Below are 24,702 nucleotides of genomic sequence, written 5' to 3' on the forward strand. Positions count from 1 at the left end.
CTCGCGCGACTCGCCTACGGCCTCGTGGGCCTGGCGCCGCCGGCGTCTCACCGCTGCCGGGGCCGAGGCGTGCTTCATGGCCGGCGTGGCGCTCGTGCCGCCGTGCGACACGGTGACAGGGCTTGCGGCACGGCGGCACCAGGGCGGTCGCGCTCGGCGTCCGCTTCGCCACGGCCGTGGTCGTACAGATCAGCGCGGGCCTGCTCATCACCGGCCGACCCCGCGCCGCAGGAAACCGATGCACGGGCACAGCCCCCCGCCCCATAGGATTGGGCCAAACCACACACACTCACCCCAGAGGATCGCTGCATGCCTGGCATCACGCGCGAGGAGGTCGCCCACCTCGCCCGGCTGGCGCGTCTGGAGCTGAAGCCCGAAGAGCTCGACCACTTCGCGGGACAGCTGGACGACATCATCGGCGCGGTCGCCCGCGTCAGTGAGGTCGCCGACCAAGACGTACCGCCGACCTCGCACCCCCTCCCGCTGACGAACGTCATGCGCGAGGACGAGGTCCGTCCCTCGCTCACCCCCGAGCAGGCGCTCTCCGGCGCCCCGGCCCAGGAGCAGCAGCGTTTCAAGGTGCCGCAGATCCTGGGGGAGGACTGACCATGACGGACATCATCAAGCTCACCGCCGCCGAGACCGCCGAGAAGATCGCCTCCGGCGAGCTCACGGCCGTCGAGGTCACCGAGGCCCACCTGGCCCGGATCGAGGCCGTCGACGAGAAGGTGCACGCCTTCCTGTACGTCGACCGCGAGGGCGCCCTCGCGCAGGCCCGCGCCGTCGACGAGAAGCGGGAGCGCGGCGAGAAGCTGGGCCCGCTGGCCGGCGTCCCCCTCGCGCTGAAGGACATCTTCACCACCGAGGGCGTCCCCACGACCGTCGGCTCGAAGATGCTCGAAGGCTGGATCCCGCCGTACGACGCGACGCTCACCAAGCGGCTGAAGGCCGCCGACGTCGTCATCCTCGGCAAGACCAACATGGACGAGTTCGCCATGGGGTCCTCCACCGAGAACAGCGCCTACGGCCCGACCGGCAACCCCTGGGACCTCACCAAGATCCCCGGCGGTTCCGGCGGCGGTTCCTCCGCCGCGCTCGCCTCCTTCCAGGCGCCGCTCGCCATCGGCACCGACACCGGCGGCTCCATCCGTCAGCCGGCCGCCGTCACCGGCACGGTCGGCGTCAAGCCGACGTACGGCGCGGTGTCCCGGTACGGCATGGTCGCCTTCTCCAGCTCGCTGGACCAGGGCGGTCCCTGCGCCCGTACGGTCCTCGACGCGGCCCTGCTGCACGAGGTCATCGCCGGGCACGACCCGATGGACTCCACCTCCATCGACGCCCCGGTCCCGCCGGTCGTCGAGGCCGCCCGCAACGGCAGCGTGCGGGGCATGCGCGTCGGTGTCGTCAAGCAGTTCCGCGGCGAGGGCTACCAGGCCGGCGTCATCCAGCGCTTCGACGAGTCCGTCGAGCTGCTGAAGGAGCTGGGCGCCGAGATCGTCGAACTGGACTGCCCGTCCTTCGACCTCGCGCTGTCGGCGTACTACCTGATCGCCCCGTCCGAGTGCTCCTCCAACCTCGCCCGCTTCGACGGCCTGCGCTACGGCCTGCGTGTCGGCGACGACGGCACGCACTCCGCCGAGGAGGTCACCTCCCTCACCCGTGAGGCGGGCTTCGGCCCCGAGGTGAAGCGCCGCATCATGCTCGGCACGTACGCCCTGTCGAGCGGCTACTACGACGCGTACTACGGCAGCGCCCAGAAGGTCCGCACGCTCATCACGCGCGACTTCGAGAAGGCCTTCGAGCAGGTCGACGTGATCGTGTCGCCGACGACGCCGACCACCGCCTTCGCGATCGGCGAGCGCGCCGACGACCCGATGGCGATGTACCTCGCCGACCTGTGCACCATCCCGACGAACCTCGCGGGCAACGCGGCCATGTCGCTGCCCTGCGGCCTGGCCCCGGAGGACAACCTCCCGGTCGGCCTGCAGATCATCGCCCCGGCACAGAAGGACGACCGGCTCTACAAGGTCGGCGCCGCCGTCGAGGCCGCCTTCGTGGAAAAGTGGGGTCACCCGCTGATCGAGGAGGCTCCGTCGCTGTGAGCAAGGCAATGTCCAAGGCCAAGGGCTTCAAGAAGTCGAAGTCCGGTCTGTACCTGTCCATGGCCACCACCGCGTTCGGTGCGGTCAACGTCGTCAAGCAGGCCAGGAAGGCCCGCGTGGAGAGCGACACGCTGCGTCTGATCGACGCCGCCGTCTCCGCCACCGCGATCGTCACCGGCCTCGCCATCCTCTACCGCGAGCTGAAGCGGCTGGGCGACGACGACGTCCTGCTGGGCTGAGAGGGAAGTGTCACCGTGACCACCACGACCGACCTGGTGTCGTACGAGGACGCACTCGCGTCGTACGACCCCGTCATGGGCCTCGAGGTCCATGTCGAACTCGGCACCAAGACCAAGATGTTCTGCGGCTGCTCGACCGCCCTCGGCCAGGACCCCAACACGCAGACCTGCCCGGTCTGCCTCGGCCTGCCGGGCGGGCTCCCGGTCGTCAACGCGACCGGTGTTGAGTCAGCCATCAAGATCGGCCTCGCGCTGAACTGCGAGATCGCCGAATGGTGCCGCTTCGCCCGGAAGAACTACTTCTATCCGGACATGCCGAAGAACTTCCAGACCTCCCAGTACGACGAGCCGATCGCCTTCAACGGCTACCTCGACGTACAGCTGGAGGACGGGGAGACCTTCCGCGTCGAGATCGAGCGCGCCCACATGGAGGAGGACACCGGCAAGTCGACGCACGTCGGCGGTGCCACCGGCCGTATCCACGGCGCGTCCTACTCCCTGCTGGACTACAACCGCGCCGGCATCCCGCTCATCGAGATCGTCACCAAGCCGATCGTCGGCGCCGGCGAGCGCGCCCCCGAGGTGGCCAAGGCGTACGTCCGTGAGCTGCGCGAGCTCATCCGGGCGCTCGGCGTCTCCGAGGCCCGGATGGAGATGGGCCAGATGCGCTGCGACGTGAACCTGTCGCTGCGCCCGCACGGCACCGAGAAGTTCGGCACCCGCTCGGAGACGAAGAACGTCAACTCGCTGCGGTCCGTGGAGCGCGCGGTCCGCTTCGAGATCCAGCGGCACGCGACCGTGCTGTCGTCCGGCGGCACGATCGTGCAGGAGACCCGGCACTTCCACGAGGACACGGGGACCACGACCTCGGGCCGCGTGAAGGAGGAGGCCGAGGACTACCGGTACTTCCCCGAGCCGGACCTGGTGCCGGTGGCCCCCTCGCGCGAGTGGGTCGAGGAGATCCGGGCGGTCCTGCCCGAGCTGCCGCTGGTCCGCCGCACCCGGCTGCTGGCCGACTGGGGCATCTCCGCCACCGACATGCAGGCGATCCTCAACGCCGGCGCGCTGGACCTGATCGTCGCCACCATCGACGCCGGTGCCGACGCGGCCTCCGCCCGCAAGTGGTGGATGGGTGAGCTGGCCCGCAGCGCCAACGAGTCGGGCAAGGCGCCCGACGAGCTCTCCATCACCCCCGAGCAGGTCGCCCGGGTCACCGAGCTCGTCACCAAGGGCGACCTGAACGACAAGCTGGCCCGGCAGGTCATCGAGGGCGTGCTCGCGGGCGAGGGCACCCCGGACGAGGTCGTCGAGAAGCGCGGTCTGAAGGTCGTCTCCGACGAGGGCGCCCTGACCACCGCCGTCGAGGAGGCCATCGCCGGCAACCCGGGCATCGCGGACAAGATCCGCGGTGGCAAGGTCGCCGCGGCCGGCGCCCTGGTCGGCGCGGTCATGAAGGCCACCCGCGGTCAGGCCGACGCGGCCCGCGTCAAGGAGCTGATCCTGGAGAAGCTGGGCGTCAGCGAGGGCTGAGCCCCGGCAGGACACCCCGAGGGGGACGCACCGGCAGCCGGTGCGTCCCCCTCGTCGTCACAGGCGTCGCCCCACCACACGGACGAAGCCCAGCGTGCGCCCTTCGTCCAGGCGCACCATCTCGGCGACCTGGCGGGCCATCGTGCGGTGGAACTCCTCGGGACTCTCCTCGGCGACCACCTCGCACCACAGCAGCCAGTCCCGCCAGCCGTCGTCCAGCCAGTCGGCGGTCTCGACCTCCACGGCACCGCTGCGGGTCCAGTGACGCCGCCACCAGCCGGCGCTGTGGAAGCACCAGTACGCCGGCTCCCAGTACGGCCGCAGGTGCTCCGGCGGCTCCACGCCGTCCGGCTCCTCGCGCAGCGCCGGAACGACGACGCCGATCCGGCCGCCGGGGCGCAGCAGCCGGGTGAGCGTGGGCAGGTAGAGGTCGTCGGTGCCGAAGTACTGGTAGGCGTCGATGCTCACGATCGTGTCGAAGCAGCCCTCGGCGAACGGCAGGGCGTGCGCCTCGGCCTTCACGGGCAGCACCCGGTCGGCGAAACCGGCCTCGGCGACACGGCGCGCGTTGTCGTCGGGCTCGATCCACAGGTCGGCCGCGGTGACCTGGGCGTCGTACTCCCTGGCCAGGAAGACGGAGGTCATGGCCCGGCCGCAGCCCAGGTCGAGGACGCGGGCGCCGGGGCGCAGGGCGTCCAGACCGAGGGCGGGGGCCAGCCACTCCAGCAGCCAGAGCGCGTTCGGCCCCATCTGGTTGTCGATGACCCAGCGCGGGTCGTAGCGGTTGGCGCGCGGGTGGCGGGGGTGGGTCAGCCGTTCGGTGAGGTGCTCACTCGAGGTGCTCGGGGTGTGGTCCGGCATGGGTGGACGGGCTCCTTGAGTCCGGGGAAGCGGAAGGGGGTACGGAGGAGCTCGGCCGGACGCTCAAACAATGCACCTGCTCGGGTCGGCGGCGATGGGCCGCGGCTGACGGTGTGACCTTCGGATGCTGACAGCGGGTCCGGCGGGGCGCATCCGGTTTTTCCGTCCCGGGAAAGTTCCCGGTGTGCCCGGGCAATCCTGTGACAGGCGCCACCTGCGACGACACATGCGCCGTTACTGTCCTGTGTTCTTCCTCCCATTGCTGTGAACAACCCCACGATCACGGCAAACGATCATTTTCAACTGCAAGAGTTGCATCACATCGCTCATGCGTTCTTTGCGGGCTGTTCACTTCATGAACGACTGTTCCCGGTCAAAGATCCACACATCGTCCCCCTGGGAGCACGTCCGTGGCAGCTCTTGCACGCTGGTGTGTCCAACGCCGCCTCGTCGCCGTACTGCTCTGGCTCCTCGCCTTCGGCGGGGTGACCGCGGCCGCCGCCGTCACGGGCTCCGCCTACTCCACCGACTACGAGGTCCCCGGCACCGAGTCGGGCCGCGCCACCCAGCTGCTGCAGGAGGGCTTCCCCGGCTTCGGCGGGGACAGCGACACCGTCGTCTGGCACACCGCGTCGGGCACCGTCCGCGCCGGCGCCGTCGAACAGACCATGACGCGCACCCTGGACGACATCGCGGATCTGCCCGGCGTCGCGTCCGTGAACGGCCCCTACGGCAAGCAGGGCGCCGCCCGGATCAGCGAGGACGGGCACACGGCCTACGCCACCGTGACCTTCGACACCGGTGCCGAACGCCTCGACGAGGGTGAGGCCCGGGCCGTCGTGGACACCGCGAAGGCCGCGGAGACCGACGGGCTCCAGGTCGAACTCGGCGGGTCCGCCGTCGCCCTCACCGAGTCGCCGGGCGGGCACACCGCCGAGATCGTCGGCGTGGCCGTCGCCGCCGTCGTCCTCTTCCTCGCCTTCGGCTCGCTCGCCGCCTCGCTGCTGCCCATCGCCACCGCCCTGGTGAGCGTCGGCACCGCCTACGCGGGGATCGCCCTCCTCGGGCACGCCATGACGGTGGCCGACTTCGCCCCCATGCTCGGCATGCTCATCGGACTCGGCGTCGGCATCGACTACGCCCTGTTCATCGTCACCAGACACCGGCGCGGGCTCAAACGGGGCCTGCCCGTGGCCGAGTCGATCACCAACGCCGTGGTCACCACCGGGCGCGCGGTGGTGTTCGCCGGTGCCACGGTGTGCATCGCCCTGCTGGGCATGCTGATCCTGCGGCTGAGCTTCCTCAACGGCGTGGCGATCGCCGCCTCCCTGACCGTGGTCCTGACCGTCGCGGCCTCCGTGACCCTGCTGCCCGCCCTGCTGTCCCTCATCGGCATGCGTGCCCTCAGCCGCCGCGAGCGGCGCCGGCTGGCCGAGCACGGACCCCAGCCCGAACTGCCCACCGGGCTCGCCGCCCGCTGGTCCGCCTTCGTGGAGCGCCACCCCAAGGCCCTCGGCGCGATCGCCCTCGCCGTCATCACCGTTCTCGCCCTGCCCACCCTGGGGCTGCGCCTCGGCACCTCCGACCAGGGCAACGACCCGGCCACCTCCACCACCCGCCAGGCCTACGACCTGCTCGCCGACGGCTTCGGGCCCGGCGTCAACGGGCCGCTCACCCTCGTCACCGAGGTCGGCGGCGCCGAGGACAAGCTGGCCCTGGACAACCTCGACGCCACCCTGCGCGCCACCGAGGGCGTCGCCTCGGTGACCCCGGTGACGTACAACGCGCGCAGCGACACCGCCTACCTCACCGTGGTCCCCGAGTCGTCCCCGCAGTCCGACCGGACCAGCGACCTCGTGGACCGGCTGCGCGACGACGTCCTGCCACGCGCCGAGACCGGGACCTCCCTCGACGTCCAGGTCGGCGGCATGACGGCCGGCTACGACGACTTCGCCGACGTGATCGTCGGCAAGCTCCCCCTCTTCGTCGGCGCCGTCATCGGCCTCGGCTGCCTGCTGCTCCTGCTCGCCTTCCGGTCCGTCGGCATCCCGCTGAAGGCCGCCGCGATGAACGTGGCCGCCGTGGCCGCCGCGTTCGGCGTCGTCGTCGCCGTGTTCCAGTGGGGCTGGGGGAGCGAGCTGCTGGGGCTCGGCCGGTCCGGTCCGATCGAGCCCTTCCTCCCCGTGATCATGGTGTCCGTGCTCTTCGGGCTCTCCATGGACTACCAGGTCTTCCTGGTCAGCCGGATGTACGAGGAGTGGCTGGAGACCGGCGACAACCGGCGGGCCGTGCGCATCGGCCTCGCCGAGACCGGCCGGGTGATCAACTCCGCCGCGGTCATCATGATCTCCGTGTTCCTCGCCTTCGTCCTCAGCGGCGACCGCGTGATAGCCATGTTCGGCATCGCCCTGGCGGCGGCCGTCGCCCTGGACGCGTTCGTGCTGCGCACCCTCCTCGTCCCCGCCCTGATGCACCTGCTCGGCGGCGCCAACTGGTGGCTGCCCGGCTGGCTCGACAGGCGCATGCCCCGCATCAGCATCGAGCCGCCCGAGTGCCGGGCCGCCCATGAGACGCTCACCGACGTCGTGGCGGAACTCGAGAAGGAGCAGAGGGACGATGTACGCGATATCCCTGGGTGACGACGGAGCCGAGCTGAGGCCGCTGGAACCGTGGCACGCCGACGAGTTCCTGGCCCATCTGGAGCGCGGCCGGGAGTTCATCGGGCGGTTCATCCCGTTCGGCTCGGCCGTCACCGACCCGGCGTCCGCTCGCCAGACGCTCCAGCGGTACGCCGACCTGCGCGCCGCGGACAGTGCCTCGTACCACGGCATCTGGCTGGACGGGAAGCTCGTCGGGGGCGTCCTCACGCTGCACTTCGACGCCGCGGCCGGAACCTGCGAGGTCGGGTGCTGGCTGGAGCCCGCCGCGACCGGGCGCGGCCTCGTCACGCGGGCCATGCGGGTGCTCGTCGACTGGGCCGTCGAGGAGCGCGGCATCCACCGCGTCGAATGGGTCGCCGCCGCCGGCAACACCGCCAGCCTGAACGTCGCCCGCCGCCTCGGGATGACCCGGGACGGCGTACGCCGCGAGGCCCACCTCTATGGTGGGGTGCGCCACGACCTGGAGATCTGGTCGATCCTCGCCCCGGAGTGGCGTGAAGCACACGCGCGTACCGCGCACAGCGATCATTAAGACACCTCTCAGGAAGCGTACGTACGGTGCCAGACATGGGAACGAAGACAGTGGACGAGACCGTGACCACGGCCAAGACCGACGACGAGGCCGTGGACGCCACCGAGGCGGCCGAGGTCCAGGCCGTCGCCGGCGACGAGCCCGAGGCGGTGGCCGCCGAGGCGACGGAAGCGGAGCGCTCCTTCGTCGGCCAGGGCGCCGCCGCGGTGGTCTCCGCCGCCCTCGGCCTCGTGTCCCTGACCGGCGGCTGGATCGGCACGGTCGCCGCCGCGCGCGAGACGCTCATCGGCCAGCTGCAGACGTCGTCCGACGCGAGCGTGGCCACACAGATCAAGGCGGTCTACGGCGACGCCTGGCAGAGCTCCGCGCTGGTGGCCGGCCTGTTCGCGGTGGTCGCGCTGATCGTCGGCGTCGTGGTGCTCGCCCGGCCCGCGTTCGGCGCCCCCGGCCGGCCGCAGCCCGCCTGGATCAAGTCGGTCGCCTGGGGCGGTGTCGCCCTCGGCGTGATCGGCCTGCTGCTGGCCGTCCTCAAGTACACCGACGCGCTGCTCGGCCTGCCCTCGGCGGGCTGAGTCACCGCGGATCAGAGGGGCCTCAGGGCCGCCGTAAGCACCTTAGACGGCGTCCTGAGGCCCCTTTGCCGTGTCTAAGGCACCCACCGGGCCGGCAAGATGCGGCACTCTCCCGATGTGGCGGACCCCCCTGGGAGACGAAGGTTGAGGCATCGCAGGAAGCGATGACAGCCCGGATCCACCAGGGGGACGACACCATGTTCGACTACGAGATGCACCACCTGCGCACCGACGAGCTGATCCGCCAGGCCGAGCACGAGCGCCTGGTCCGCGAGGCCGTCCGGGTCCGCCGCGCCGAGCGCCGCGCCGCCCGGCGTCCCGCACGGGAGCCGGGGGACACGCCCTCGCATACCGCCGGCCCCGGCCACCGGCGCGCCGCGCGCCCCGCGTGAGGCCGCCGGCGGCCGGGCCCGGGCGCGGCACCGGGAAAACCGGTGCCGCGCCGCCCGCGCCGCGTGCGATGCTCGGGCCTGTGGAGAGCCGCTCCGTAAGCCCCGTGTTCGTCGGCCGGACAACCGAGTTGGAGACGTTGGACGACGCGCTCGCCCGTGCCACCACGGGCGAGCCGCAGGCGTTGGTCATCGGCGGTGAGGCCGGGGTCGGCAAGACCCGCCTCGTCGAGGAGTTCGCCGGCGCCGCCGCCCGCGCGGGCGCCGTCGTGGCCCTCGGCGGCTGCGTCGAGATCGGCGCCGACGGCCTGCCGTTCGCCCCCTTCTCCACCGCCCTGCGCGCGCTGCGCCGCCAGCTGCCCGAGGAACTGGCCGCGGCCGCCGCCGGGCAGGAGGACGAGCTGGCGCGCCTGCTGCCCGAGGTGGGGGAGACCCCGGCCGGCCTCGGCGCCGACCGCTCCGGCGAGGAGGGCATGGCCCGCCTCTTCGAACTGACGGCCCGCCTGCTGGAACGCCTCGCCGCGCACCGCACGGTCGTCGTCGCCCTGGAGGACCTGCACTGGGCCGACGCCTCCACCCGGCACCTGCTCACCTACCTCTTCCGCACCCTGCGCACCGGCCGCCTCGTCGTCCTCGCCACCTACCGCTCCGACGACATCCACCGCCGGCACCCGCTGCGCCCGCTCCTCGCCGAACTCGACCGGCTGCGCACCGTCCGCCGCATCGAGCTCGGCCGCTTCACCCGCGACGAGGTCGGCTGCCAGATCGCCGGCATCCTCGCCCGCGAACCCGACCCGGCCCAGGTCGACGCGATCTTCGAACGCTCCGACGGGAACGCCTTCTTCGTCGAGGAACTCGCCGTCGCCGCGCACGAGGGCGGCTGCACCGGCCTCACCGACTCCCTGCGCGACCTGCTCCTCGTACGCGTCGAGCGGCTCCCCGAGAGCGCCCAGCGGGTCGCCCGGCTCGTCGCCGAGGGCGGCTCCACCGTGGAGTACCGGCTGCTCGCCGCCGTCGCCGACCTCGCCGAGGACGATCTGATCGAGGCGCTGCGGGCCGCTGTCAACGCCAGCATCCTCACCGTCGCGCCCGGCGACGACGGCTACCGCTTCCGGCACTCCCTCGTCCGCGAGGCCGTCGCCGACGATCTGCTGCCCGGCGAACGCTCCCGCCTCAACCGCCGCTACGCCGAAGCCCTCGAAGCCGACCCGACGCTCGTCCCGGCCGGCGAGCGCGTGATGCGGCTGGCCAGCTACTGGTACCACGCGAACGACCCGGCCAAGGCCCTGCCCGCCGTCCTCGACGCCTCCGTCACCGCCCGTCGCCGGCGCGCCCACTCCGAGCAACTCCGGCTGCTGGAACGCGCGATGGAACTGTGGGACGCCACCCCCGCGGACATCCGCGCCACCCTGCGCCCCGTCGACTACACCGAGGCCTATCCGCCCCCGCTGTCCGAGCGGCGCGGCGGCACCCCCGAGGCCGCCGCCCCGCTGCGCTACCTCGACCTGATGGCCGAGGCGGCCGTCGCCGGACGGCGCTGCGGGGAGCGCGAACGCGCCCTGAAGATCACCAAGCGGGCCCTGCACCTGCTGGAGGAGGACCACGACCCGCTGCGCGCCGCCTGGTTCTGGATCCAGCGCTCGCGGCTGGTGCAGGCCCTGGCCCGCGGGGACGGCTGGAAGGAGATCGGCACCGCCCAGGAGCTCGTCCGCGGCCTGCCGCCGTCCGAGGTGCACGCCGAGGTGCTCGCCACCGCCGCCAGCTGGTCGATGCTGCGCGACCCCGGCCCCGACGCGGTGTCCGCCGCGGAGCGGGCCGTGGAGTACGCGCGCATGGTGGGCGCCGAGGACATCGAGCTGAACGCGCGCCTGACCCTCGGCGGACTCATGGTCGAGGCCGGGGACGGCGTCGGCCTCGCCCAGATGTACGAGGTCAAGGAGGCGGTGCTGGAACGCGGGCTCACCTCCGTGGTGGGCCGCAGCCATGTGAACCTGCCGTCCGTCCTGGAAGGCGTCGGGCGCTCGGCGGAGGCCGTCTCCATCCTGCGCGAGGGCCTGCGGCTCACCCAGGAGTGGGGCCTGCGCGACTCCGAGGCCTGGATCTGGGTGAACCTCGCCGAGTCCCTGGTCTCCCTGGGCCGCTGGGACGAGGCGGCCGAGGCCGCCGTCGGCGCCCAGCGCACCAGCCAGTCCGCCAAGCCGCGCGGCGGCGCCGCCAACCGCCTGGCCCAGCTCGCGCTCGACCGCGGCCAGATCGCCGAGGCCGCCCGCCACCTCGCCGCCGCCCGCGCCTCCTACGGCACCCACGACCCGATGCCGCAGCACAACCTCCCCATGTCCCACCTCACCCTCGGGATAGCCGCCGCGGAGGGCCGCCTCCTCGACGCCCGCGCCGAGGCCGACCGGGTCCTCGACGCCGGATTCCCGCCCGGCACCCAGCGCTACGCCTGGCCCCTGCTGCTGGCCGCCGCCGTCGCCGAGTCCGACGCCCGCGCCGTCCCGCCGCCCGGCGGGCACGACGGACGCACCGCCTTCCTGCGGCGCCTCTTCGAGGCCGTCCGCACCCTCGCCACGGGCGCGCCCGTGTGGCTCGCCTACGAGCGGTGGACCCGCGCCGAGATCGACCGGGCCGAGGACCGCACCGACCCCGGCACCTGGAACGACGTGGTCACCGCCTTCGAGGCGCTGGAACGCCCCTACGACCTCGCCCGGGTCCGCCACCGCCTGGCCGAGGCGCTGCTGACCGCGGGCGGCGACGACGAGCGCGCCCGCGCCGCCGAGCTGCTCCGGCTCACCCGGGCCACCGCCGTCCACCTGGGCGCCCGCCCGCTCGCCGACGCCACGACCCTGCTGGCCCAGCGGGCCCGCCTCAGCCTCACCACGGCCCCGCCCCCCGCCGACCCGGCCGACACCCTCGGCCTCACCAGCCGCGAGCGCGATGTGCTGCGCCTGGTCTCCGCGGGCCGCACCAACCGCCAGATCGCCCAGGAGCTCTTCATCTCCCCGAAGACCGCCAGCGTCCATGTGTCGAACATCCTGGGCAAGCTCGGCGTCTCCGGCCGGGGCGAGGCGGCCGCGGTGGCGCACCGGATGGGGCTGTTCCCGGTGGAGACGCTCACCTCCGGGACGCGCGGCTGAGGCATACGCTCTCAGGGACGCCGGTCGTAGGAGGTCCTGTGTTCAACGCGTTCGAAGAGCTCTTCGCGCCCGGCCGCAAGCACGAGCGCGACGAACAGAACCGCCTGGAACTGACCCGCGAGGACGTCGGCGACAGCGACCCCGGACGGGGGCCGATAGACCTCGCCTCCGGAAAGGTCGTCGTACGGCGTACGGAGACGCTCCACGAGGACGACTGGGACGAGGAGGACGGCGAGGACGGCGACCTCAGCTCACCTTGAGCTCGAGGATGCGGTCGTCGCTGGACTTGGGGTCACCCCTTCCGTCGGTGTTGCTCGTCACCAGCCACAGCCTGTCGCCGCCCGCGGCCACGACCGTCCGGAGCCGGCCGTACCTGCCCTTCAGCAAGGGCTGGGGGTCGGCCGACGCCTTGACGCCGTCGAGCGGGACGCGCCACAGGGTCTGTCCCTTCAGGCCCGCCATCCACAGGGAGCCCTTGGCGTGGGCCAGCCCGCTGGGGGAGGCGTCGTCGGGGGACCACTGGGCCAGTGGACTGTGGACGTCCTTGTCGTCCGTCATTCCCTCGGCCTCGGGCCAGCCGTAGTTGTCGCCGGGCTTGATCGCGTTCAGCTCGTCCCAGGTGTCCTGGCCGAACTCCGAGGCGAACAGGCGCTGTTCACGGTCCCAGGCCAGGCCCTGCACATTGCGGTGGCCGTACGAGTAGACCGGGGAGTCCGGGAAGGGGTTGCCCGGGGCCGGTTCCCCCTCGGGGGTCATCCGCAGGATCTTGCCGCCCAGCGACTTCTTGTCCTGGGACAGTCCGGTGTCGCCGCTCTCGCCGGTGCCCGCGTACAGCATGTGGTCGGGGCCGAAGGCGATCCGGCCGCCGTTGTGGATGTAGCCCTTGGGGATGCCCTTGAAGACCGTGTCGGGTGCGCCCAACTGCTCGCCCGCCGGCCGCTTCCCGTCGTAGAGCATCCGCACGATGCGGTTGTCCGAGGCCGAGGTGAAGTAGGCGTAGATCATGTGGTCCGCGGCGAAGTCCGGGGACAGCGCGATCCCCAAGAGCCCGCCCTCGCCGGCCGGCGACACCCCGGGCACCTCGCCCAGCTCGGTCTTCTTCCCGGTCTTCGGGTCGATCCGGGTGATCGTGGCCTCGTCGCGGGAGGACACCAGCAGGTCGCCGCCCGGGATCGGGGCGAGACCCCAGGGGGTCTTCAGGCCCTCGGCGACCGTGCGCACCACGGAGACCGTGCCCTTCGCGGGCGGTGTCGCGGTCGCCCGCGCGCTCGGCGGCGCTTCGGAGCCGGAGGTGGCGCTCGATCTCACGCCCCCCTTCTTCCCCGGCGCGGCACCGTCGCCGGACGAACATCCGGCCGTCAGCAGGAGTGCGGCGGCGGCCAACACGGCCGACACGGCTCGACGTTGCACGATCACGGTCCCTTCGACGCGGCGGGTCTCACTCTTCATACACCGCCCGAGCCCCACGGGTTCCCGATCTCCCGGGACCGGTCACCGTCCGGGACACGGCCGGGCGGGCGGCCCCGCCGTCCCTCCCGGGATTTTTGCTCCGGGCGGCCCGCCGTCAGTCCCAGGATCCCCGCGCCCCGGGCAGTTCCGCCACCTCGGCCAGGTCCTCGCTCGTCAGCCGCAGCCCCTCGGCCCGCGCGTTCTGCGTCACCCAGCGCTCCCGCTTCGCCCCCGGCACCGGCACCACGTGCCGCCCCTGCGCCAGCACCCACGCGAGCGCCACCTGCGCCGGTGTGACCCCGTCGCCGTGCCGGGCCGCGATCCGGCGCAGCCCGACCACGATCGGCTGGTTCGCCGCCATCATCTCGGCGGTGAAGCGGGGGTGCCGGGCGCGCACGTCGTCGTGCTCGAAGCCCTGGCCCGGAGTCAGGGTGCCGGTCAGGAAGCCGTTGCCCAGCGGCATCGCGGCCAGGAAGCCGACCCCGCGGGCCTCGCACCACGGCAGCAGCGTCTCCAGCGCCTCCGGCGACCACACCGACAGCTCGGCCTGCACCGCGCTCACCGGGAAGACCTGCTGCACCCGCTGGAGCTGGCGGATCGTGGCGTCGTGCAGGCGTGCGCCGGACCGTCGTCCGCCGCGGGCGCCGACCGCGCACAGCCCCAGCGCCCGTACCTTGCCGGCCCGCACCAGCTCGGCCATCGCGCCCCACGTCTCCTCGACGGGCACCTCCGGGTCGGCGCGGTGCAGTTGGTACAGGTCGATGACGTCCGTCTGCAGCCGGCGCAACGAGGCGTCGCACGCCCGTCTCACATAGCCGGGGCGGCCGTTGGCCACGATGTGCTGCTCGCCCACCAGCAGGCCGACCTTGGTCGACACGAAGGCGTCCGGCCGCCGCTCCTTCAACGCCCGCCCCACCAACAGCTCGTTGGTGAACGGGCCGTACATGTCGGCCGTGTCCAGCAGTGTCGTGCCCAGATCGAGTGCGCGGTGCACCGTTCTCAGCGACTCCTCGCCCCGCTGCCGCGACGAGCTGTAGGCCCAGCTCATCGGCATGCAGCCGAGGCCGACGGCTCCCACCGCGAGTGCGCCCGCGCCGATCGTCCTGCGCTCCACCTGGCCGTGACCCTCCCTCTTCCGGCACCCCAACCTAACCTCTGCACACCAGTTCGCCTGACATAGCCTCCAGGCATGACTGCTGACGTGTGGCTCCCCCTCCGGCCGGACGAGATCGACGGACTTCCCGCAGGTCCGGCGTACCGCTTCTGGGACGGCGGCGAGGACTATCCCGCCGATCCCGCGGACTGCGCGTTCTACGTCGTGCCCTATATGAAGGCACCCGCGGTCGGGCAGCGCCCCCTGCCCGAGATGGGCGCCGTGGAGGTCGTGCAGACGCTGTCCGCCGGCACCGACCACGTGGAGCCGGGCCTGAGGCACCTGCGGCCCGGCGTGCGCCTGTGCAACGCGCGCGGGGTGCACGAGGCGAGCACCTCCGAACTCACGCTCGCGCTGATCCTCGCGTCCCTGCGCGGCATCCCCGACTTCGTGCGGGCGCAGGACAAGGGGGAGTGGCGCGGCGGATTCCGGCCGGCGCTCGCGGACAAGAACGTCCTCATCGTGGGATACGGCTCGATCGGCGCCGCCATCGAGGACCGGCTCATCCCCTTCGAGGTTGCGCGGGTGGCGCGCGTCGCGCGCTCGGCGCGCACCACGGCGCGCGGACCCGTGCATCCACTCACCGACCTGTCCGCCCTGATCCCCGACGCGGACGTCGTCATCCTGTGCACGCCCCTCACGGAGGCGACCCGGCACCTGGTCGACGCCGGTTTCCTCGCCCGTATGAAGGACGGCGCGCTCCTGGTCAACGTCGCCCGCGGCGGCGTCGTGGACACGAAGGCCCTGCTCGCGGAGGTGGAGACCGGCCGCATCACCGCGGCCCTGGACGTCACCGACCCCGAGCCGCTCCCGCCGGCGCACCCCCTCTGGCGGGCCCCCGGCGTCCTGATCAGCCCGCACGTGGGCGGCCCCACCTCCGCGTTCCTGCCGCGCGCGAAGCGGTTGCTGGTGGACCAGTTGACTCGTTGGGTGAACCGGGAGCCCCTGGGCAACGTGATCCTTACGACGGGCGCGAACCGCGTGTGACGCCCACCGGCCGACCGCGCGCGGGGTGACGCGCACGCCGCCACGCAACAGTCCGGAAATCCGCTTCGAGTACCGTCCGCAACCCTTCGGAAGCGGTCCGTGCGCGCATATGCGCTGGTCGTCACGGAGAGTAGAAGTGCTATGTCCCTGAGTGACGAGACTGGTGTATCGTCCCGACAGGGGCTGCGCCGCGCACCGTTCGGCGCCGGGGACGGACAGACCAGATGTGTGAGGGGGGCGACGGGCGATGCACGGCCTATGGACGATCGATCCGACGCTGCGGGGCCGCCGCCGGCGACCCTGGCGGAGGGCCGCCCGCGGACGCGGCCGCCAAGACGGTCACGGCTGCCGGCACGGCCATCACCCGCGGGGGCCCGGCTGCCGGAGGCGGCAGGCCCGCCCGGCCCACCGGGACCCACGGGACCCGCGAGCGGCGCGCACCGGGAGGGACCGGTGAGCTCGCCACCGCCCTCCCCGACGCGCGTCGACGGAGTGCGGAGCCGGCGCACACCACGGCTGACGCTGCCGAGCCCCCTGCTCGGCGGCTCGGCCCTCGCCCAGCAGAGCGGGCTGGCCCTGCTGTGCGCGGCCTACGCCGTCGGGTCCGCGCTCGGCTGGGGCTCGGACCGACTCGCCCTGATCATGGGCGACTTCGGACTGGCCGCGGCCGCCGCGGTGGCCGCCGTCTCCTGCTTCCGCTACGCCCGCAGCCGCCGCATCCGCTTCCGGCCCGCCTGGCTGCTGTTCTCGCTCTCCTCGGCGATGGCCGCTCTCGGCAACCTGGTCTGGGGCTGGTACGAGGTCGTCCTGGAGCAGTCCGTGCCGAGCCCCTCGTACGCCGACGCGTTCTTCCTGTGCTTCGCGCCGCCCGCCATCGTCGGTCTCCTGGTGCTCGCCAAGCGGCCCGTGACCAAGGCCGGCTGGGTCTGCCTGGTGCTGGACGCCTGGCTGATCGGCGGCTCGCTGCTGACGCTGGCCTGGAGTCTCGCCCTCGCCCAGGCCGCCAAGTCCGAGGGCCCGAGCGTCGCGCACACCGCGCTCTCGCTCGCCTACCCGCTGCTGGACATCGCTCTGGTCAGCATGGTGCTCGCCCTGCACTTCCGGCGCTCCTCGACCAACCGCACCGCGATCAACACCGCGATCGGCGCACTGGCCCTGACCGTGATGTGCGACGCCCTGTTCACCTCGCCGCTGCTCCACCACACGTACCAGTCGGGCCAGTTGCTCGACGCCGGATGGTTCGCGGGCTCCCTGCTCCTCGCGTACGCGCCCTGGGCGGCGCCCCGGCGCGGACCAGCCGACGCCGGGCGCAAGGACGGCTCCGGGCACTCCCGCGTGGTCCACGAGCACCTGCCCGGACAGCGCGGCACCGGCCACCACCACCCCGCCCCACCGCCGGCCCCGCCGCCGGGCCCGCAGCCGGGCGACCAGCCCCGGTACCCGCTCACCCGGCCCATCGCCGGCTCCCTGGCCGCGCTCACGCCCTATCTCGCCGCCGCCGTCTGCACCCTGGGCATCCTGTACAACGTGCTCAACGGCCGCAGCGTCGACCGCGTGGTGCTGATCACCGGCGGCACCGTGGTGCTCGCCCTCGTGGTGCGCCAGGGCATCATGCTGCTCGACAACATCACCCTCACTCAGGAACTGGCCCAGAAGGAGAACCACTTCCGGTCCCTGGTGCAGGGCTCCAGCGACGTCATCATGATCGCCGCGCCCAACGGCGTCCTGCGGTACGTCTCCCCGGCCGCCGCCGGGGTCTACGGCCGCTCCGCCGAGGAGCTGGTCGGTTCGGAGCTGGCCGGCCTCATCCACCCGGAGGACCTGGGCTGCGTGGTGCACGAGGTGCGCCGCTTCCTCTCCGTCAGCCCGCTGGAGGAGCCCACCACGCGCATCGAGTGCCGGTTCCGCTCCGGCGACGGCGGCTGGCTCAACGTCGAGTCGACGGTCAACCGGCACCACGGCGGCCTGATCTTCAACAGCCGGGACGTCACCGAGCGGGTCCGCCTGCAGGCCCAGCTCCAGCACAACGCGGAGCACGACCCGCTCACCGACCTGCCCAACCGCGCCCTGTTCACCAAGCGCGTGCAGCAGGCCCTGTCCGGCCGCCGCGCCACCGACCGGGGCGTCGCCCTGCGCAACACGGCCGTGCTCTTCATCGACCTCGACGGCTTCAAGGGCGTCAACGACACGATCGGCCACCAGGCCGGGGACGAACTGCTCGTCCAGGCCGCCCGCAGACTCCAGGACGCGGTCCGCGGCGGGGACATCGCCTCGCGGCTGGGCGGCGACGAGTTCGCGGCCCTGATCACCGGGGACGGCACCCGCGACCGCGCCGCCCGGGAACGGCACATCCTGGAGCTCGCCGACCGCCTCAGGGTGACGCTGTCCCAGCCCTACCTCATCGACGGCAACGATGTCCGCGTCAACGCCTCCATCGGCGTCGCCTTCGCCGAACCGGGCCTGGGTGCGGGGGAGTTGCTGCGCAACGCCGACCTGGCCATGTACCGGGCGAAGGCGGGCGGCAAGGGGCGCGTCGAGCTGTACAAGCCGCAGATGCAGCAGGACGTCGTGCGCAAGGCGGAGCTGGCCACGCGTCTGCGGGCCGCGCTGCACGACGGTGAGTTCGCGCTGCTCCATCAGCCGGTGGTGTGCCTGGAGACCGGCCGGATCGCGTCGGTCGCCACCCAGGCGCGCTGGAGGTCCTCGCAGGGGGTGCTGTTCACGCCCGCGGAGTTCCTGCGGGTGGCCGAGGACAGCGACAAGACCGCCGAGCTGGGTCGCTGGATGCTGGAGGAGGCCGTCGAGCAGGCCGCCGAGCGCACCGCGACCGGCCACGCCGTACCCGTCGCCGTACGGGTGGGCGCGCGCCGGCTGCTCGACCGGTCGATGCCCCTCGGCTCCGTGGAGACGCTGCTGACCCGGTACGGGCTGCCGTCCGGGGCGCTGGTCATCGAGCTGGCCGATCTCGACCCGCGGATCCCGCTGGACGAGCTGGAGCGCCGGCTCAGCGGTCTGCGGCGGCTCGGCGTCCGGATCGCCCTGGACGGCTTCGGCAGCGGCTACGCGGCCATCACCGCCCTGCGCCGGCTCCCCGTCGACGTGCTCAAGCTCGACCGGGGACTGGTCGAGGGCGTCGTCGAGTCCGCCCGGCTGCACAAGATCACCGGCGGGCTGCTGCGGATCGCGTGCGACCTCGGGCTCCAGTCCGTGGCCGACGGGGTGGACCTCCCCGAACAGGTCGTCGCCCTGCGCGCCATGGGATGCACCCATGGGCAGGGCATGGCCTTCTCCGGTCCGCTGGACGAGTACCGGCTGCGCCGGGCGCTCACGGCCGGCCACTACCCGGTGCCGAACGGCCCCATCGAACCCGCGTTCGTGGGCGGCGCTCTGGAGCCCGCCGAACGGGGGACAGGCAGATACTCCGGAGGGGTGCCCGTAGTCCTCGGGGGCGGGGCGGGCCTTCGCTCACATAATGAGACTCCCGTCCCACCCACTTGACACCGGGTGCGCGCCGGGGGGAGGGTCAGTGCCATGCGCACCCGAATTCTCGTACTTGGAAAGCGCGTCGGCTGAAGCTGGTGACGTCCGGACCGACCCGGAATCCCAGCGACCCACACCCGGCGCGCTCCCCTCGCTTGCCTTATGGCACGAGGGGTTTTTTGTTGCACCAGCACCAGTGATGCAACGCCGAAACTCCGCCCAACCTTCGCAAAAACCCTCAGCATCGAGAAGAGAATGCCGATGACCGAGCAGGCCTCCGGGGCTCACCCACAGCCCCGGCCCCGATCCGGAGGACAGCAGTCCATGCCCGAGCACGTCACGGGTGCGCAGTCCCTCATCCGCTCGCTCGAGGAGGTCGGCGCCGACACCGTGTTCGGCATCCCCGGGGGCACCATCCTGCCGGCGTACGACCCCCTGATGGACTCCACCCGCGTCCGGCACGTGCTGGTCCGCCACGAGCAGGGCGCCGGCCACGCGGCCACGGGGTACGCGCAGGCCACCGGCAAGGTCGGGGTGTGCATGGCGACGTCCGGTCCGGGCGCCACCAACCTGGTCACCCCGATCGCCGACGCGCACATGGACTCCGTGCCGCTCGTCGCGATCACCGGGCAGGTCGTGTCCAAGGCGATCGGTACGGACGCCTTCCAGGAGGCGGACATCGTCGGCATCACCATGCCGATCACCAAGCACAGCTTCCTCGTCACCAAGGCGGAGGACATCCCCCGGACGATCGCGCAGGCCTTCCATATCGCCTCCACCGGCCGCCCGGGACCGGTCCTGGTCGACATCCCCAAGGACATCCTCCAGGCGAAGACCACCTTCACCTGGCCGCCCGTCATGGACCTGCCCGGCTACCGGCCCGTCACCAAGCCGCACGCCAAGCAGATCCGGGAGGCCGCCAAGCTCATCACCTCCGCGAAGCGCCCCGTCCTCTACGTCGGCGGCGGCGTCCTCAAGGCCGGCGCCACCGCCGAGCTGAAGGTCCTCGCGGAACTCACCGGAGCGCCCGTCACCACCACCCTGATGGCGCTCGGCGCATTCCCCGACAGCCACCCGCTGCACGTGGGAATGCCGGGCATGCACGGTTCGGTCACCGCCGTCACCGCGCTGCAGAAGGCCGACCTGATCGTCGCCCTCGGAGCCCGCTTCGACGACCGCGTCACCGGCAAGCTGGACAGCTTCGCCCCATACGCCAAGATCGTCCACGCCGACATCGACCCCGCCGAGATCGGCAAGAACCGCGCCGCCGACGTGCCGATCGTCGGTGACGCGCGCGAGGTCATCGCCGACCTCGTCCAGGCCGTCCAGAAGGAGCACGCCGACGGCCACCAGGGCGACTACACCGCCTGGTGGAACGACCTCAGCCGCTGGCGCGACACCTACCCGCTCGGCTACGACCTGCCCGAGGACGGCTCGCTCTCCCCGCAGCAGGTCATCGAGCGCATCGGTCGGCTCGCCCCCGAGGGCACCGTCTTCGCCGCGGGCGTCGGCCAGCATCAGATGTGGGCCGCGCACTTCGTCCAGTACGAGAGGCCCGCCACCTGGCTGAACTCCGGCGGCGCCGGAACCATGGGCTACGCGGTGCCGGCCGCCATGGGCGCCAAGGCCGGCGTCCCGGACCGGACCGTCTGGGCCATCGACGGCGACGGCTGCTTCCAGATGACCAACCAGGAGCTCACCACCTGCGCCCTGAACAACATCCCGATCAAGGTCGCCATCATCAACAACGGCGCCCTCGGGATGGTCCGCCAGTGGCAGACCCTGTTCTACAACCAGCGCTACTCCAACACCGTGCTGCACTCCGGCCCGGACGACGTCAACCCGCAGGCCAAGGGCACGCGCGTGCCGGACTTCGTCAAGCTCGCCGAGGCCATGGGCTGTGTCGGCCTGCGCTGCGAGTCGCCGGACGAGCTCGACAAGGTGATCGAGGAGGCGAACTCCATCAACGACCGTCCCGTCGTCGTCGACTTCATCGTCCACGAGGACGCCATGGTGTGGCCGATGGTCGCCGCCGGCACCTCCAACGACGAGATCATGGCCGCCCGGGACGTCCGCCCCGACTTCGGCGACAACGAAGACGACTGAGCGAGAGAGACGTAAAAGATCATGTCCAAGCACACGCTCTCCGTCCTTGTGGAGAACACGCCGGGCATCCTGGCCCGGATCGCCGCCCTGTTCTCCCGGCGCGGCTTCAACATCGACTCGCTCGCGGTCGGTGTCACCGAGCACCCCGACATCTCCCGCATCACCATCGTGGTCAGCGTCGAGGACTTCCCGCTCGAGCAGGTCACGAAGCAGCTCAACAAGCTCGTCAACGTGCTGAAGATCGTCGAGCTGGAGCCCGGTTCGGCCGTCCAGCGGGAACTCGTTCTGGTGAAGGTCCGCGCCGACAACGAGACCCGCTCCCAGATCGTCGAGATCGTCCAGCTGTTCCGTGCCAAGACCGTCGACGTCTCCCCGGAGGCCGTCACGATCGAGGCCACCGGCTCCAGCGACAAGCTGGAGGCCATGCTGAAGATGCTGGAGCCGTTCGGCATCAAGGAGCTCGTCCAGTCCGGCACGATCGCCATCGGCCGCGGCGCCCGTTCGATCACGGACCGGTCGCTGCGCGCCCTGGACCGGTCGGCGTAGGACGCCGTCCGGGCGGCCGGGGAGATCCGGCCGCCCGCATTCCGAGACCCCGAGACCTCCCTCACCCCCACCGTCATACGGTGGGACGCAACACCCGCACTCAAGGAGAGAACCCAAAGTGGCCGAGCTGTTCTACGACGCCGACGCCGACCTGTCCATCATCCAGGGCCGCAAGGTCGCGGTCATCGGGTACGGCAGCCAGGGCCACGCCCACGCGCTGTCGCTCCGTGACTCGGGTGTCGACGTCCGCGTCGGTCTGCACGAGGGCTCCAAGTCCAAGGCGAAGGCCGAGGAGCAGGGCCTGCGCGTGGTGACCCCCTCCGAGGCAGCCGCCGAGGCCGACGTCATCATGATCCTGGTCCCGGACCCGATCCAGGGCCAGGTGTACGAGGAGCACATCGCCCCGAACCTGAACGACGGCGACGCCCTGTTCTTCGGCCACGGCTTCAACATCCGCTTCGGCTTCATCAAGCCCCCGGCCGGCGTGGACGTCTGCATGGTCGCCCCCAAGGGCCCGGGCCACCTGGTGCGCCGTCAGTACGAGGAGGGCCGCGGCGTCCCGTGCATCGCGGCCGTCGAGCAGGACGCCTCCGGCGACGCCTTCGCGCTCGCGCTGTCGTACGCCAAGGGCATCGGCGGCACCCGCGCCGGCGTCATCAAGACGACCTTCACCGAGGAGACCGAGACCGACCTGTTCGGTGAGCAGGCCGTCCTCTGCGGTGGTACGGCCGCGCTGGTCAAGGCCGGCTTCGAGACGCTGACCGAGGCCGGCTACCAGCCGGAGATCGCGTACTTCGAGTGCCTGCACGAGCTGAAGCTGATCGTGGACCTCATGTACGAGGGCGGCCTGGAGAAGATGCGCTGGTCGATCTCCGAGACCGCCGAGTGGGGCGACTACGTCACCGGCCCGCGGATCATCACCGACGCCACCAAGGCGGAGATGAAGAAGGTCCTCGGCGAGATCCAGGACGGCACCTTCGCGCGGCAGTGGATGGACGAGTACCACGGCGGCCTGAAGAAGTACAACGAGTACAAGCAGCAGGACTCCGAGCACCTGCTGGAGACCACCGGCAAGGACCTGCGCAAGCTCATGAGCTGGGTGAACGAGGAGGCCTGAGTCTCACGGCGACAGGGCCGGGGCAGCCGCTCCGGCCCTGTTGTCCATCTCGTCCAACCACGGATGAGTGATCCTTCCGCGGGGGCGTGAGAGTGCCTCCGCCACCGCACTACACTGCCGTACTACATACGCGTCAGGCCCACAGCGTCGTGCGTCTTCCACGCGGCTAGCAACCCTCCACCGCCTGCGGCCGTCGGGACGGCCGTCCGCAATGGACTTGTGAGGACTCACGTGAGCTCGAAACCTGTCGTACTCATCGCTGAAGAGCTTTCGCCCGCGACCGTGGACGCGCTTGGTCCGGACTTCGAGATCCGGCACTGCAACGGCGCGGACCGGGCCGAGCTGCTGCCCGCCATCGCCGACGTGGACGCGATCCTGATCCGCTCCGCGACCAAGGTCGACGCCGAGGCGATCGCCGCCGCGAACAAACTGAAGGTCGTCGCACGAGCCGGCGTCGGCCTGGACAACGTCGACGTCTCCGCCGCCACCAAGGCCGGCGTGATGGTCGTCAACGCCCCGACCTCCAACATCGTGACCGCCGCCGAGCTGGCCTGCGGTCTGCTGCTCGCCACCGCCCGCAACATCCCGCAGGCCAACGCCGCGCTGAAGAACGGCGAGTGGAAGCGCAGCAAGTACACCGGCGTGGAGCTGGCCGAGAAGACGCTCGGCGTGGTCGGCCTCGGCCGTATCGGCGCGCTCGTCGCCCAGCGCATGTCCGCCTTCGGCATGAAGGTCGTCGCCTACGACCCCTACATCCAGCCGGCCCGCGCCGCGCAGATGGGCGTCAAGGTGCTGTCGCTGGACGAGCTGCTGGAGGTCTCCGACTTCATCACCGTCCACCTGCCGAAGACCCCCGAGACGGTCGGCCTGATCGGCGACGAGGCGCTGCGCAAGGTCAAGCCGAGCGTGCGCATCGTCAACGCCGCGCGCGGCGGCATCGTCGACGAGGAGGCCCTGTACTCCGCCCTCAAGGAGGGCCGCGTCGCGGGCGCCGGTCTCGACGTGTACACGAAGGAGCCCTGCACGGACTCCCCGCTGTTCGAGTTCGACCAGGTCGTCAGCACCCCGCACCTGGGCGCCTCCACCGACGAGGCCCAGGAGAAGGCCGGCATCGCCGTCGCCCGCTCGGTGCGCCTCGCGCTCGCCGGCGAGCTGGTCCCGGACGCGGTGAACGTGCAGGGCGGCGTCATCGCCGAGGACGTCAAGCCGGGCCTGCCCCTCGCCGAGCGACTCGGCCGCATCTTCACGGCCCTCGCCGGTGAGGTCGCGGTCCGTCTCGACGTCGAGGTGTACGGCGAGATCACCCAGCACGACGTGAAGGTCCTGGAGCTGTCCGCCCTCAAGGGCGTCTTCGAGGACGTCGTCGACGAGACCGTGTCGTACGTCAACGCCCCGCTGTTCGCGCAGGAGCGCGGCGTCGAGGTGCGGCTGACGACCAGCTCCGAGTCGAGCGACCACCGCAACGTCGTCACCGTGCGCGGCACGCTCGCCACCGGCGAGGAGGTGTCGGTCTCCGGCACGCTGGCCGGCCCGAAGCACCTCCAGAAGATCGTCGCCGTCGGCGAGTACGACGTGGACCTCGCGCTGGCCGACCACATGGCGGTCCTGCGGTACGAGGACCGGCCCGGTGTCGTCGGCACCGTCGGCCGCATCCTCGGCGAGGCCGGGCTCAACATCGCCGGCATGCAGGTCTCGCGGGCCGTGGCCGGCGGCGAGGCGCTGGCCGTCCTCACCGTCGACGACACGGTGCCCGCGGGGGTGCTGGCCGAGGTCGCGGCCGAGATCGGCGCGACGTCGGCGCGTGCGGTGAACCTGACCTGAGCCGATGGGCCGGGCCGGTTG

At 71.9% G+C, this 24,702-nt stretch carries 19 protein-coding genes; 16 read left to right on the forward strand and 3 right to left on the reverse strand.

Translation table 11 applies throughout. The annotated features are described in order from the left end of the window. Positions 1–309: 309 nt before the first annotated feature. The 4 genes from gatC to gatB are packed head-to-tail and all read left to right on the forward strand — an operon-like array spanning position 310 to position 3,871. Positions 310–606, forward strand: a complete 297-nt coding sequence (gatC, locus tag ACFRAC_RS29210; RefSeq protein ID WP_019754397.1) for an Asp-tRNA(Asn)/Glu-tRNA(Gln) amidotransferase subunit GatC — start codon at positions 310–312, stop codon at positions 604–606. A 2-nt stretch (positions 607–608) separates the two neighbouring features. Further along, a complete protein-coding gene (gene gatA, locus ACFRAC_RS29215) occupies positions 609–2,102 on the forward strand; it encodes an Asp-tRNA(Asn)/Glu-tRNA(Gln) amidotransferase subunit GatA (RefSeq protein ID WP_382934142.1) in 1,494 nt (497 codons plus the stop codon). After that, complete coding sequence (locus ACFRAC_RS29220) at positions 2,099–2,341, forward strand: hypothetical protein (RefSeq protein ID WP_079033834.1); 243 nt, start codon at positions 2,099–2,101, stop codon at positions 2,339–2,341. The genes gatA and ACFRAC_RS29220 overlap by 4 nt, the downstream gene beginning before the upstream one ends. A 15-nt stretch (positions 2,342–2,356) precedes the next feature. Then, positions 2,357–3,871, forward strand: a complete 1,515-nt coding sequence (gene gatB / locus ACFRAC_RS29225) for an Asp-tRNA(Asn)/Glu-tRNA(Gln) amidotransferase subunit GatB (protein WP_382934154.1) — start codon at positions 2,357–2,359, stop codon at positions 3,869–3,871. Positions 3,872–3,928: 57 nt separating this feature from the next. Here the strand turns inward: gatB and ACFRAC_RS29230 are convergent, their stop codons facing one another. Beyond that, positions 3,929–4,732 carry a methyltransferase domain-containing protein gene (locus ACFRAC_RS29230; RefSeq protein ID WP_382934160.1) on the reverse strand — a complete coding sequence of 268 codons (804 nt, stop codon included), beginning with the start codon at positions 4,730–4,732 and terminating at the stop codon, positions 3,929–3,931. A 410-nt stretch (positions 4,733–5,142) separates the two neighbouring features. Between ACFRAC_RS29230 and ACFRAC_RS29235 the strand changes: the two genes are divergently transcribed. The 6 genes from ACFRAC_RS29235 to ACFRAC_RS29260 all read left to right on the forward strand — a co-directional run bounded on the left by ACFRAC_RS29235 (position 5,143) and on the right by ACFRAC_RS29260 (position 12,282). Beyond that, the gene (locus ACFRAC_RS29235; protein ID WP_382934167.1) at positions 5,143–7,371 is read left to right on the forward strand and encodes an MMPL family transporter; all 2,229 of its coding nucleotides are present in this window, start codon (positions 5,143–5,145) and stop codon (positions 7,369–7,371) included. Beyond that, positions 7,349–7,924 carry a GNAT family N-acetyltransferase gene (locus ACFRAC_RS29240; RefSeq protein ID WP_382934183.1) on the forward strand — a complete coding sequence of 192 codons (576 nt, stop codon included), beginning with the start codon at positions 7,349–7,351 and terminating at the stop codon, positions 7,922–7,924. The genes ACFRAC_RS29235 and ACFRAC_RS29240 overlap by 23 nt, the downstream gene beginning before the upstream one ends. A gap of 35 nt (positions 7,925–7,959) precedes the next feature. After that, on the forward strand, positions 7,960–8,496 hold the full coding sequence (locus ACFRAC_RS29245) for a hypothetical protein (protein ID WP_382934188.1): 537 nt from the start codon (positions 7,960–7,962) through the stop codon (positions 8,494–8,496). 164 nt (positions 8,497–8,660) lie between these two features. Next, positions 8,661–8,888, forward strand: a complete 228-nt coding sequence (locus ACFRAC_RS29250) for a hypothetical protein (RefSeq protein WP_382934192.1) — start codon at positions 8,661–8,663, stop codon at positions 8,886–8,888. Between the two features lie 68 nt (positions 8,889–8,956). Continuing rightward, entirely contained in the window at positions 8,957–12,022 is a 3,066-nt protein-coding gene (locus ACFRAC_RS29255) for an AAA family ATPase (protein ID WP_382934194.1), read from the forward strand. Positions 12,023–12,060: 38 nt separating this feature from the next. Further along, the gene (locus tag ACFRAC_RS29260; RefSeq protein WP_382934200.1) at positions 12,061–12,282 is read left to right on the forward strand and encodes a DUF6191 domain-containing protein; all 222 of its coding nucleotides are present in this window, start codon (positions 12,061–12,063) and stop codon (positions 12,280–12,282) included. Here the strand turns inward: ACFRAC_RS29260 and ACFRAC_RS29265 are convergent. After that, on the reverse strand, positions 12,269–13,471 hold the full coding sequence (locus ACFRAC_RS29265; protein WP_382934204.1) for a PQQ-dependent sugar dehydrogenase: 1,203 nt from the start codon (positions 13,469–13,471) through the stop codon (positions 12,269–12,271). The genes ACFRAC_RS29260 and ACFRAC_RS29265 overlap by 14 nt on opposite strands. Before the next feature lie 115 nt (positions 13,472–13,586). Then, complete coding sequence (locus ACFRAC_RS29270) at positions 13,587–14,585, reverse strand: aldo/keto reductase (protein ID WP_382934210.1); 999 nt, start codon at positions 14,583–14,585, stop codon at positions 13,587–13,589. A gap of 75 nt (positions 14,586–14,660) precedes the next feature. Here ACFRAC_RS29270 and ACFRAC_RS29275 point away from each other — a divergent pair, with 75 nt between their 5' ends. The 6 genes from ACFRAC_RS29275 (at position 14,661) to serA (ending at position 24,681) form a co-directional block, all read left to right on the forward strand. After that, positions 14,661–15,611: a 2-hydroxyacid dehydrogenase gene (locus tag ACFRAC_RS29275; RefSeq protein WP_382934214.1), complete on the forward strand. Its 951-nt coding sequence runs from the start codon at positions 14,661–14,663 to the stop codon at positions 15,609–15,611. Positions 15,612–16,064: 453 nt separating this feature from the next. Beyond that, positions 16,065–19,109 carry a putative bifunctional diguanylate cyclase/phosphodiesterase gene (locus tag ACFRAC_RS29280; protein ID WP_382934216.1) on the forward strand — a complete coding sequence of 1,015 codons (3,045 nt, stop codon included), beginning with the start codon at positions 16,065–16,067 and terminating at the stop codon, positions 19,107–19,109. Positions 19,110–19,352: 243 nt separating this feature from the next. After that, positions 19,353–21,197, forward strand: a complete 1,845-nt coding sequence (locus ACFRAC_RS29285; RefSeq protein WP_382934219.1) for an acetolactate synthase large subunit — start codon at positions 19,353–19,355, stop codon at positions 21,195–21,197. Between the two features lie 21 nt (positions 21,198–21,218). Then, on the forward strand, positions 21,219–21,743 hold the full coding sequence (ilvN, locus tag ACFRAC_RS29290; RefSeq protein ID WP_055624315.1) for an acetolactate synthase small subunit: 525 nt from the start codon (positions 21,219–21,221) through the stop codon (positions 21,741–21,743). Positions 21,744–21,861: 118 nt separating this feature from the next. After that, positions 21,862–22,860: a ketol-acid reductoisomerase gene (ilvC, locus tag ACFRAC_RS29295; RefSeq protein ID WP_382934227.1), complete on the forward strand. Its 999-nt coding sequence runs from the start codon at positions 21,862–21,864 to the stop codon at positions 22,858–22,860. Positions 22,861–23,091: 231 nt separating this feature from the next. After that, a complete protein-coding gene (serA, locus tag ACFRAC_RS29300) occupies positions 23,092–24,681 on the forward strand; it encodes a phosphoglycerate dehydrogenase (protein ID WP_382934231.1) in 1,590 nt (529 codons plus the stop codon). Positions 24,682–24,702 lie beyond the last annotated feature (21 nt).

This window comes from Streptomyces sp. NPDC056628 (assembly GCF_042792555.1).
GTDB lineage: Bacteria > Actinomycetota > Actinomycetes > Streptomycetales > Streptomycetaceae > Streptomyces.

Coding starts and splice junctions, on each gene's coding strand:
- gatC (WP_019754397.1), top strand. CDS start 310: ATGCCTGGCATCACGCGCGAGGAGGTCGCCCACCTCGCCCGGCTGGCG.
- gatA (WP_382934142.1), top strand. CDS start 609: ATGACGGACATCATCAAGCTCACCGCCGCCGAGACCGCCGAGAAGATC.
- ACFRAC_RS29230 (WP_382934160.1), bottom strand. CDS start 4,732: ATGCCGGACCACACCCCGAGCACCTCGAGTGAGCACCTCACCGAACGG.
- ACFRAC_RS29240 (WP_382934183.1), top strand. CDS start 7,349: ATGTACGCGATATCCCTGGGTGACGACGGAGCCGAGCTGAGGCCGCTG.
- ACFRAC_RS29245 (WP_382934188.1), top strand. CDS start 7,960: ATGGGAACGAAGACAGTGGACGAGACCGTGACCACGGCCAAGACCGAC.
- ACFRAC_RS29250 (WP_382934192.1), top strand. CDS start 8,661: ATGACAGCCCGGATCCACCAGGGGGACGACACCATGTTCGACTACGAG.
- ACFRAC_RS29255 (WP_382934194.1), top strand. CDS start 8,957: ATGCTCGGGCCTGTGGAGAGCCGCTCCGTAAGCCCCGTGTTCGTCGGC.
- ACFRAC_RS29265 (WP_382934204.1), bottom strand. CDS start 13,471: ATGAAGAGTGAGACCCGCCGCGTCGAAGGGACCGTGATCGTGCAACGT.
- ACFRAC_RS29275 (WP_382934214.1), top strand. CDS start 14,661: ATGACTGCTGACGTGTGGCTCCCCCTCCGGCCGGACGAGATCGACGGA.
- ACFRAC_RS29285 (WP_382934219.1), top strand. CDS start 19,353: ATGACCGAGCAGGCCTCCGGGGCTCACCCACAGCCCCGGCCCCGATCC.
- ilvN (WP_055624315.1), top strand. CDS start 21,219: ATGTCCAAGCACACGCTCTCCGTCCTTGTGGAGAACACGCCGGGCATC.